This window comes from Photobacterium proteolyticum (assembly GCF_001939735.1).
In the GTDB taxonomy this organism is placed as follows: domain Bacteria; phylum Pseudomonadota; class Gammaproteobacteria; order Enterobacterales; family Vibrionaceae; genus Photobacterium; species Photobacterium proteolyticum.
Map to the genome: position 1 here is coordinate 162,672 of NZ_MJIL01000084.1, position 11,360 is coordinate 174,031.

The following is an 11,360-nucleotide window of genomic DNA, read 5'->3' on the forward strand; positions in this document are numbered from 1 at the left end:
CCGATTTCATACGATTTAGGCATACTCAATGAAGACAGAAGATCTCAAACTATTCCATCAGATAGTAGAAACAGGCAGTATGAGCAAGGCATCAAAAATACTTAATTTGCCAAAATCAAGTATCAGCCGCCGATTGAAAGGACTGGAAGACGAGCTGAATTTGCAACTATTTCATAGACAGAATCGTTCAATACTGCTGACTGAAGCCGGCAACATTCTTTACGAAAACTCCAAATCCGCTCTTAACCAGCTCGAGCTCAGTATTGAAAAAGCAACAGCACCTAAGCAAGAAATCACCGGTCATCTACGTATCCAAGTACTGCCTCTACCCAACCTGCTCAACATTGGCAGCACGATTTTCAAATTTATGGATCGCCATCCGAAACTCACTGTCGAGGTTATCAGCAGCACAGAGGATAAAAACTTAGTGAACAATCACATTGATGTGGCGTTTCGCATCGGTGAAAAGATAGATGAGCCAAACCTCATCGCCCGCCCGTTTATCTCCGCTCACCTAGGGCTATATGCAAGCCCAGACTACATTGAAACACACGGAATGCCGACAAAGTTTGCTGATCTTGATAATCATAACGTCATCCGTTTTCGCTTTCCCGACGGGCATATCCTTGATCGTCTCCCCATTGGCAAAGAGCCAGAATTACAGAAAGTTTCCGGCGATCTAATCATGAACAGCATGCCGTTAATCATTGAAGCCTGTATCCTTGGCAGGGGCATTAGTTATGTGCCAGAGCAACTTGCCAGCCGTTATGTAGAGCATGGCGAATTAATCCGATTATTCGACCATATCGAGCCCTTTGTCGGCCACGGCTGGATGGTTTATCAGCCACTTGCCAACCTCTCACTCGCAGCCAGAACCTTTATCGATTTCGCACTGGCGGAGATGGAAGCCAGCGCTGACTTCTGCAGCTCGGATTCTGAAGTATTAGACAAGCTATTGATTTAAGAACTCAGCCAGCCTGAGAGCGCCACCCGAACTCAACACATACGAAAAAGCCCTTCAACGGCAGGGCAAGCCTCAACGAATGTCTTGCCCTGCACACAAGTTCAACGACGTCCAAGGCACACCTGCTCCTATGCCCTACGAAAAGCTCACTTAACGTTCAAACAATCATCCCAAAAAATACATTCTTAACACTTCATCACAAAACCGTTAGTGGTTATGCACCTGATTTTGTACTATGCATCACTGTTAGCTATAACTCAGTCAAAGCTATAAAAATTGAAAATTAACGAATCAGTGGCTTTCAAGAAAGATATAATGAATCAGGCGCAAGGAACATTTAGCACTATTGAAGATCGCTTTTGTTCAAATAACTACACCATCTTAGAAAAAATAGGTGAAGGCGGTTTCGGACAAGTTTATAAGGCTAGGCAAATAAGCACTCAAAAACTTGTCGCCATCAAGTTTCTAAGGCTGAATGAAGCTGAATCTCAGCAGAAAAAGCAAAGGAGCATCGCACGCTTTAATAGAGAGTGCGATCTGGTGCGTCGCCTTAACCATCCGAATATTGTTTCTCTGATTGATAAAGGTCAGCAGGGTGATGGACTGCTATACGCCGTATACGAATATGTCAATGGTGAAACACTAAAGGAGCATTTGGACTCTCAAGGTCCGTTACTCCCTGCAGATGCCGCGGAGATCATGGCCTGCGTCCTTGATGCGCTAGCTCATGCCCATGAACTAGGTATTGTTCACAGAGACATTAAGCCAGCCAACATTATGCTATTTAAAGTTGGGGCTAAGCAGCATGTCAAAATCCTCGACTTTGGTATCAGTACACTTAAAAGCGACGCCAAGCAAACTGACTTTCAAACGCTGACCTTAAATGATGAAGTGCTCGGTACCCCCAAATATAGTGCTCCAGAACAGCTAAGAGGAGAACCATCACTACCCCAAACTGATATATATGTCTGGGGACTCGTGTTTATCGAGTGCTTAACTGGCGTCTCTACGATTAAAGGCACTAGTGCTGCAACGGTTTTTTACCATCAACTCAGTTCTACCAATGTCCCGCTAGGCATCTTAGCTGGGCATCATTCAGCCTCATTTTTCAGACGTGTGCTGCATAAAAAAGCCCTTGAACGCCCGGGAAATACTGTCGATTTATATAACGAGTTTCAAAAACTCAATTTCTCCGACCTAGTACCTTCCTCTGCCAAGCTGAACAATGAGGCGGGCGATCATGCGACAGAAATTCTCGCGACTCAAACGGGAACATATTCATCAACTTATTCCCGGTTTATTGAACGAAAACAAATCTCTGCACTATGTGTCATTTTGTCAGAACCAGAAGGCACACCTGATTATATTACCTATGAAAAGCAAGACATCATTGAAATGCTTTTGGCTGACCAACATCACCAATGTGTAGACATTGCATTGCGTTATGGAGCAAGCCAAGTGGGTACAATTGGCGACACCACTCTATTCTATTTTGGCTACCCTGTCGTGAGTGACAATGACAGCCGCCTCTGTGCAAGAGCTGCGCTCGACATCTGGAATAACTTGAACAGTAAACAAGAACAGCTGTTTGAAAAGCACGGCGTGAATCTAGAGCTAAGAATTGGGCTCACAAAAGGGATGATGCGAAGCATTGGCGGAAATCTCCCCGAAGGAAGAGTTGCAACAGATGCCATGTCTTTAGCTAGAAATGCAAAGCCAGATGAGATCGTTTGCTCTAGCCAGTTTCAAGGCATGCTCAGCGAGCAACTGATATTCGAGCCACAAAAAGATGTGTCAGTACCTTCATCATTGCAAAAGTATATTCTTAAAGGAGAACGATTCTCCGAATCTTTCGGCTTTTTGCGCACTGTCAAATCCCACGGAGCAATGTTTGGTCGGCAAGATGCCTTCGATAAACTGTCATTAATAGATAGCCCTAGCAGCACCACGCCTCTCTTCCACTTATACGGAGATGCTGGTATCGGTAAATCTCGTCTCCTGTTAGGACTCAAAGAGAGCTACACAAATACAAGCGTGGTAACACTCCAGTGCTTACCTGAATATAAAACAAATGCCTTATACCCGATTTTAAACCTCATCACCGCGTATTTTGAGCTCAACAGTCCCGAAGCTGATCACCACTTAACTCAGGCAATGAGCTCTCTATCAGCACCTTTGGCTGAAAGAGAAAACTGCACAGCTATTTTGCGGGCATGGCTTCAGCCATACTCCCGTCTTAGTGCCTACAGTGAACAGCTGATAAATCACTCTCTTGACAATCTCTCTCTTAATGAACAAAAAAAGCTGTTGTTTATTGCTATATCACATCTACTCTCTTTAATAAGTGATGAGAAGCAAGGTGATGGCCATAGAACATCGACACTCTTTGTGTGTGAAGATCTGCACTGGGCTGATACGACAACAATCGAGTTTATTCGTTATTTCGTCGCTTCCGACTGGTTAGCAGAACACCACATTCGCTGGCTAAACAGTTCGCGTAATCCGCTTCCTGACGCTCTCGTCGAGTCAACTTACTCAATAGTCAAACTCACCACCCTAACAAAGTCCGATTGTCACAGCTTCATTCGATATTTGCTCGATAGCCAACACGTGAGTAAAAAAGTCGAAGACTTACTCACCGAACGAAGCGATGGCAACCCTCTCTTTCTCGAAGAATTAGTTACTTACGCTCAAAGAAATGCGCTCATAAAAAAAGTAAATGGTCAGCTGGACTTTGTAGTCTCTGAACCTGAGTCGCAGGTGCCCGAGAACCTAAGAGAGTCATTACAACAAAAACTGGATGGGCTTGTGTTCGCCAAAGACACGGCTCAACTCGCTGCAGCGATTGGTAGAACGTTTAGTGAGCAGTTGATTCATGCTGCATCTGACAAAGATGCAAGCCAACTACAATCTGATTTAGAAGAACTCCAGAGAGCGAACTTAATCTACATTCAACGCAATGTAGACGGCAACCAATATCAGTTTAAGCACGCGCTAGTTCGTGATGCCGTTTATGAAAGCACAACCATACAACCAACAATCCATAGCCACATTGCATGTGCCATGGAACAGAATTTCAATACTGGGGAATACTCTGCGGCCATGGTTGCTGAGCAATGGGCAAAAGCTCAGCGCCCAAGTCTTGCGGTACCGTACTACTTACAAGCGGGAGAACAATCTTCCCACTCGTCTATCGTGGAAGATGCAATTACCTACTATGAAAAAGCGCTCGCGCTCTCTAACGAGGATATTTCTGAGCACGTTTCAAAGAAGACAAAAATACAAGCGCTTATTGGTTTAAGTGATAATTTGGTACGACTAGCCAAACATACCCAAGCTCGTCAGCATTACCTTGCTGCTATTGAGGAAAGCAGTGATGAAGACAACTTACTAAAAGCAAATTTGTTCCTAAATTATGGTAAGTCTCTGGAAACTCACCACTTGCATGAACAGGCAATAGAAGCCTACTTGACTGCTGAGTCTTTATTAAATGCTGACATGTTAGCCGATAAACACTGGCATCAAATGTGGCTGTCTGTGCAAATGGCAAAGCTCTATGTCTTTTATTGGCGCAATCAGTTACAGGATATGCTCAGCGTCATCAACCTCATTGAAGAAAACGTAGTCGACTTCAACAACCCTACGACTAAAGCGAAGTTCTATGATGCCAAATTACAATATGAATTACGTCACACTCGCTATGCCTTAACGAAACAACATGTGGAATTGGCAAAACATGCCTTTATCGCTTCTCAGGAAACTGATGACTATCCGCTACAAAATAACTGCCTATTTACTTTAGGCTTTACTTGCTTATTTAGCCAGCAATACACAGACGCTCAGCAGTACTTAATACAAGCACTGAAGAATGCAACTGAAAACGCGGATACTACCCTGAAGACACGCTGTTTAGCTTATCTGACCGTACTGTTTCGACTCCAAGGGAATAGAGTGGAAACTCGCCAGTACTTACGTCAGGCGAAAGAGTTTGCTCAGAACTCAGGTATGGATGACTACATTGCGATCGCTAATGCCAACGAAGCGTGGCTCGCTTACAAGGATGAAGACTATAAACACGGCCAGACACTAATAGAACAATGCAACCATATCTGGAAAGCATTATCGAATGAATTTCCATTTCCTCTGCAATGGTTGGCTTTACTTATTGAGCTCGAACTTATCGCCAGTTCAGTACCTTTAATTTCCCAAGATATCACCAACCATCGTGTCATTAATATAATCAAAACCATACTTGATTCAAGCCAACACGCACTACCGGCATCGGTTATTAACCCATTAAAGGAGGCCATTAATAGTAGAAACATCATAGGCAAACAAAAGTACTGCCAGCAGTCTGTATTATTGGCATTAAATCATGCGAAAGCGCTAGGTTATCTATAAACAAGGATAAATTATGGAAAAAATATCGTTAGAAGAGCTGCAAAATCAGTTAAGCCCATACATTGATGAAAAGGGAAACCTTACTCTTCGCTCACAAGATATCTATGTGATAAGAAAAGATGGGAAACGAGCAACTCTTATCAATCATGAAGACTATACCGCCAAAGAGATTAAGCGAATTGAATGGTGCTATAGTGAAACAGATTACCATTTTTTCTTTGGCTCTCAGAATCAGGGACAGAAGTTACAACAGATTAATATCATTGGCCCTGCTCTTACCAAAATCGTTCCTTGGAACTTAGAGAAGGCTCAGTGCCCGGCAGGAATTAATCGCGACGACTTAAAACCGGGCTATTTGCTCGATTTGCGCGTTTTGCAACTAAACAGACTACGTGCTCCACTACGTGAAAGTTCTCAACCTTCATTTGTTCCGGATACTCCAATCGGTCACTTAGAGCCTAAATCAGACCAGCCGATAGTGAGCTTTGCCAATGACCACATCCCCACTTCAGCGCTAGAGCAACTCAAAGAGGCTGTTGGCGAGAACCTCTACATCGTATCCTACGTCAATCCTTTGATGGTAAGAGACGATAACGAATTTTACCCTTACCATATTCACTATCTCAGTACTGATGACCTTGATCGCTTAGATGCTTTAAATCTTGAGGCTGGAAATAAACAAGACCTAAACGAATTGCAACAGGCCATCTCAGAGATGAAGGCCACGATTCACAATCACCGCGATGATATCATCCCCTACATGGAGTCGATAAAAGAGCAGAGTAACACGCTCACGGCACAGTCTTTGGCTCGCTATTATCGCGATGCCGGCGTCCAGGTCGGTGCCGTTAATCCTAAAGATGTTCAAGAAGAGAGCCTTCTTGTTGGAACCGTCTGTACGGTAGCTAACCTCCAAAGCTTCCTTAAATAGCAAGTAGCAATAGAACAAATAGCCAAGCTTTTTGCTTGGCTATTACTGCTTAAATCCAAGGATATTTGATGATCTCAAAAAAACATCAGAGAGGAACCCATCGCTCGCGGTCTCCACAATCTACCTTCGATAAAATTTCCCCGTTCTTAAAGGAGATGGGGATCACCCGTATTGCGAATATTACCGGGCTAGACCATATCGGGATCCCTGTCATCACAGTTTGTCGCCCAGAGTCATGTGCAATATCTGTTGCTCAAGGAAAGGGGCTGGACCTCATCTCTGCGAAAGTCTCGGGGGCAATGGAGGCGATAGAAACCTACCACGCAGAGCACATTGATTTACCTCTGAAGTTAGCAAGCTATAACCAAATAGCGTCAAAACATCATGTTGTCGATATCACTGGCTTACCTAAAATGGCTTTCAGTACTTTTTCTGAGCACAGTCAGCGCCTCTGGATCGAGGGTGATGAACTTTTCACCAACACACCCATCTACATTCCATATGATGTCATTCACTGTAATTACACACTGCCACTCCCAACGGGAAGCGGAACATTTGTTATGAGTTCCAATGGTCTTGCATCTGGAAATAGCACAGAGGAAGCAATCGTGCATGGGCTGTGTGAAGTCATAGAGCGAGACGCCCTGGCCTTGTGGCGGGTAGAAAAGGATCACTTAAGCCAACAAGACACTCGCCTCCTCAAGCTTGATACTGTCGATGACTTAGATTGCCTTTCGGTAATAAGAAAATACCAGGCAGCTGATATTGATATCCAGGTTTGGGATATTACGTCGGATATAGGGTTACCAAGCTTCTACTGCAAAATTATACCGAAAAGCAAAACAACCGGCCCTCACTACCCGTCTGCAGGCTCAGGCACTCACCCTTGCAAAAGTATTGCGCTATTAAGGGCACTCACCGAAGCGGCTCAAACCCGATTAACCATGATATCAGGCTCAAGAGATGACATTGAAGCTAACAACTACCAGACTTCGGCCTCATCAATTAGAAGTATCGACTCAACCTCAACTCACGGCGCAAGAAGCTTTCAAGATATCGTTAGCTGGAACTTTGAACACTTTGAGCACGACATTGAGCTTATTCTGCACAAACTAAATAACGTAGGGTTAACACAAGTTGGGGTTGTTAACCTGACAAAAGATGACTATCAGATTCCTGTTGTCAGAGTTGTTGTTCCTGGCCTGGAAGGTATTGATGACTCGCCAGGATATGTTGGCGGTCAACGTGCACTTAAAACGAAAGATATACTGACTCAAGGAGGGGAAAAATGAGGACTATCATATTCTCAGGGCCAACCCTTACCGCAGATAAGATTTCAACCATTATTCAAGCGGACTGCCGCCCACCCGCGAAACAAGGTGACATATATTTAGCCACGCATGATAAGCCTGATAGCATTGTTTTGATTGATGGATATTTTGAAAGTGTTCCAGCTGTTTGGCACAAAGAAATACTGTATGCCATTTCTCTGGGAATAAACGTATACGGCTGCTCCAGTATGGGCGCGTTACGAGCCGCGGAATTATCAAGCCTTGGTATGAAAGGTTTTGGCTTTGTCTTCGAACAGTTTCACTCTGGACATTTAGAAGATGACGACGAAGTTGCGTTAGTTCATGGTCCAGCTGAACTCGGCTACCCTAGCCTATCTACCCCCATGATTAATATTAGAGCGACGTTAGATGCGGCTGTTGCTCACCACATTATTGACGCTAGTGAGTCAGCTCAGCTTGTACTTGCCTTGAAAGAGCTCCACTACCCCAAACGCTCCTTTGACAATCTCAAACAGTACGCAACAAAGCTAATGGATAAAGCGAAATCACAACCTCTGTGTAACTTTATCGACAGCCATTCTATTGATATAAAACAACAAGATGCGTTATCGCTACTTCAATCTTTAGCAAGTTCAAACGCAGATGAAATAATACCGGAGAAAAAAAGAAGTCATTTTGCCAAAACAGACGCTTGGGAAAGGCTCGTGTCGAAATTAGATCAGCAACGCAAGCTTGAATTGAATTCAGTTACAGATGAAGAGCTAGACAGAGAGCTCAAACTCGAAGGTCGCTACCGAGAATATAAACAGCAGGCTATAGCCAGAAAAGCCGCATTGCGTTCTGCCGTATCTCATCTCCCTGATACCCATAACCTGAAGAAAAGTGCACTTTTGGAGCTTGCTTTCCATCAATCTGCGCTCGAAAAACAAGAATTAGACTTTCCCAAACTCGCTCTCTGGGCTAATTCCCAACAAGTCAGTTCCAATGAATTCGATCGCTTAGTGGAAACCCAATCTCTATTGGCTTGGTTAGATCACTGTGATCAACAAACAGCCAGTGAGATGCTAGATATATTGAAGCTGACAAACCAGTTCGCTGAATACCAGAAGAAAATTGAGTTCAAACGTGCTCATCAACCACAACCTCTTTCCGACTTGGCGCTAACTGAGCAGGAATTGTGGGATTGGTATATAGCTCGAAAGCAAAACACAATCACAACAAAAGACCCAAACGATTTATATCTGATACTGGGCTTTACGTCCCGAGAAGAACTGGCAGAAGCCATAGCGCAAGATTATCACTACTACCTACAGAAAGGAGCAAAATAATGAATGAGAACCTAACACTCAACCTAATCGCAGCATTGGAAATCAAACGTGAAGATGAGCAAAAGTTCAAAGAACTATCGAATCTTGTTTTCCCTCCTCTAGCTCGTGAAACAGCCTGGACATTGACCTCTTTATGGATAGCCCCTGAAGAGAACTCCTCATCATTGAAAGTTCAAAACCAATGGCAAACAAATGCTGAGTCAACGGCTGTTGTCGAGTCCGAACTAAATAGAGCAATGGAGAAGCTTATTCAAACGCTTCCAAACTACCAACAAAATCTCGAAATGTTGGATACACTTATAGACCAAGAGTCCATTTACTATGCAACTAGCTACACAATTTGATATCAGCGACATTTGGCAATTAATAGAGTGAGAAAAAACATGGCTTTTCTAACTAATCAAAAATACTCAAGCCCAGTTTACCTCAAAGCTTTCCACCAGTTCGGGCGCCTATCCTCTACCGTAGATACAACAATTGCCCTTCCGGATGTGTCGAGAATTCATGCTGTTATTGAGTTCCAAAAGCATTGGTATATCAGAGATCTAAGTAAAAACGGGCTACGAGTAAATGGTAAGTTGATTAAGGCAAATCACCCACAATTGCTTCATATCAACGATCAAATTACCTTCTCCAGTGCGCAATGTGCTCCGTTCATTGTTAGAAGCCTAGAGCCACCAAAGGATATCTTGCTGCCTACCCTCCAAGAACATGGCGATGATCATGACATTCAGCCGATTTATCTTGAGCACTATCACTTTTTGCCCGATGAATCCTCACCTGAGCTTGTGGTCTTTTATGATCAAGAGTCTCAGCAATGGCAATGTGAACATTTTGAAAACAGTATACTTAGCCCCTTACATGACGGGGAGCAACTTAAGTTCTCAAAGCAGACATGGCAGTTATTTAAGTGTGAATCCCCTGAAAATATGGACACCTTGTGCCTGTCAGCACAAGAAAAAAATGACCTTTGCTATGTCTTTAATATTAGCCAAGATGAGGAACTGACCGAGTTAATGATTCAAAGTGCTAGTGAGTCTATCGATTGTCAGGCTCGAAGCCACCATTACTTAACCGCAATTCTCGCGCGCTATAAGGCAGAAGATATAAAACAGAATGTACCCGAGCCTTCGCAAGGCTGGCGTTCAATTGAACAGCTGACAAAAGACTTAGGATTACCCGAAACCCACATTAATATACAGGTGCATCGAGCCCGTAAGCAGCTTTCAGAGTTACGACAAACAACGGGAATTATGATTCCAGATCTTATAGAAAGAAAGCGCGGACGCATCAGGCTTGCTATTAATGATTATCAGGTAATCAAAGGAAGTCACTTAGAGATAGATACCAGAGGCTTAGCGGCTTAGTCCAGCCTTACTTGAAGTGGCCACCGTTAAGTGGCCACTTCTGTTGGTGCTCATAACCCGATCAGCCTTTACTTGTATCTATTTATACTAATTACTCTATTATTTTAAAAAATGCAATGACTCTTAGAATGAAGCAGAGCTCCCAATTATTCTCTAGGTTATCCCCCCCAATCAGCCATTAGCAGCACAAGAAAGTTCGTGTAATAACATGTAATGTTTTTATATGACCATTAAGGCTACATTTATCTCATAAAGTGAACAACGTAGCACTAATACTGTGAATCAACCATTGTTCTTGCTAGATATTGATGCCATTTAGGCGATAACTTAATAAAAGGATTGTTACATGAGCCTCAAAGAGGTTAGCAACAGATTTGAATGGTACCCCTTTAGCCATGCAAATCAGCGCAAGACAAGACAGTGAAATTCAGTTTGCCAGTCAATTGCTTGGCAAATAGCAGTACAGCGTAAAAATGGATTTATCAAACACACTCCTAAAGTACTGCTTAGAAAAAAGCTTGAGAAATAACAACACTAAAATCAGTGAGGCACTCGAAGATATCAAAGCAATGAACAAGGCCATCGGGCTAGGTATACCTGTTAGAAGGTCTGTGATTTTAATTACGTTGATTTAAAAAGCGCATTATATTGGTTTGATATAAAAGGAAATTAAATGCTGAATATTGAGTACTATTCTAAGTGGCGTCTAAATGAACCTTTTAGTTCATACCTTTCTCTAAGTTAAGTTCAAAAAATCTGATGACGATAGTTCTTAATCAATACAAATTTTATTTTTATGGGCTTCATACTCCAAGAACCAATCTCCCAACAATGTAATGAAGCAATAATCAAGCCTTCGAAACTTTTAACTATTTTAAACAAAACACAAGGATAAATAACTATGAGTAATGTTATTTCCGTACCGAATGAGAGTGGTACAATGATGACACTAGATGGTGTTGAGTATTATCTAAATACGGTACCAGCCACTAGCTCTCGGCGTTTTTCAAGGTAGTTGTCGCCTAATCATGTTTAAGCAGCTTGTTCCAACTGCTCGTTTATATCTGGTTTCTCTGG

7 protein-coding genes are annotated in these 11,360 nt (G+C 42.9%); all 7 read left to right on the forward strand.

Going from position 1 to position 11,360, the window contains the following annotated elements; all coding sequences use genetic code 11:
- Positions 1 to 28: 28 nt before the first annotated feature.
- The 7 genes from BIT28_RS17135 to BIT28_RS17165 all read left to right on the forward strand — a co-directional run bounded on the left by BIT28_RS17135 (position 29) and on the right by BIT28_RS17165 (position 10,283).
- Complete coding sequence (locus BIT28_RS17135; RefSeq protein ID WP_075765919.1) at positions 29 to 964, forward strand: LysR family transcriptional regulator; 936 nt, start codon at positions 29 to 31, stop codon at positions 962 to 964.
- A gap of 315 nt (positions 965 to 1,279) precedes the next feature.
- Positions 1,280 to 5,365 carry a protein kinase domain-containing protein gene (locus tag BIT28_RS17140; RefSeq protein WP_075765921.1) on the forward strand — a complete coding sequence of 1,362 codons (4,086 nt, stop codon included), beginning with the start codon at positions 1,280 to 1,282 and terminating at the stop codon, positions 5,363 to 5,365.
- A 13-nt stretch (positions 5,366 to 5,378) separates the two neighbouring features.
- Complete coding sequence (locus tag BIT28_RS17145; protein ID WP_075765923.1) at positions 5,379 to 6,296, forward strand: hypothetical protein; 918 nt, start codon at positions 5,379 to 5,381, stop codon at positions 6,294 to 6,296.
- A gap of 68 nt (positions 6,297 to 6,364) precedes the next feature.
- Positions 6,365 to 7,588 carry a YcaO-like family protein gene (locus BIT28_RS17150; protein WP_075765925.1) on the forward strand — a complete coding sequence of 408 codons (1,224 nt, stop codon included), beginning with the start codon at positions 6,365 to 6,367 and terminating at the stop codon, positions 7,586 to 7,588.
- On the forward strand, positions 7,585 to 8,916 hold the full coding sequence (locus BIT28_RS17155; RefSeq protein WP_075765927.1) for a TfuA-like protein: 1,332 nt from the start codon (positions 7,585 to 7,587) through the stop codon (positions 8,914 to 8,916). The genes BIT28_RS17150 and BIT28_RS17155 overlap by 4 nt, the downstream gene beginning before the upstream one ends.
- Complete coding sequence (locus BIT28_RS17160; RefSeq protein WP_075765929.1) at positions 8,916 to 9,260, forward strand: hypothetical protein; 345 nt, start codon at positions 8,916 to 8,918, stop codon at positions 9,258 to 9,260. Before BIT28_RS17155 ends, BIT28_RS17160 begins: the two co-directional genes overlap by 1 nt.
- Positions 9,261 to 9,299: 39 nt before the next feature.
- A complete protein-coding gene (locus BIT28_RS17165) occupies positions 9,300 to 10,283 on the forward strand; it encodes an FHA domain-containing protein (RefSeq protein WP_075765931.1) in 984 nt (327 codons plus the stop codon).
- Positions 10,284 to 11,360 lie beyond the last annotated feature (1,077 nt).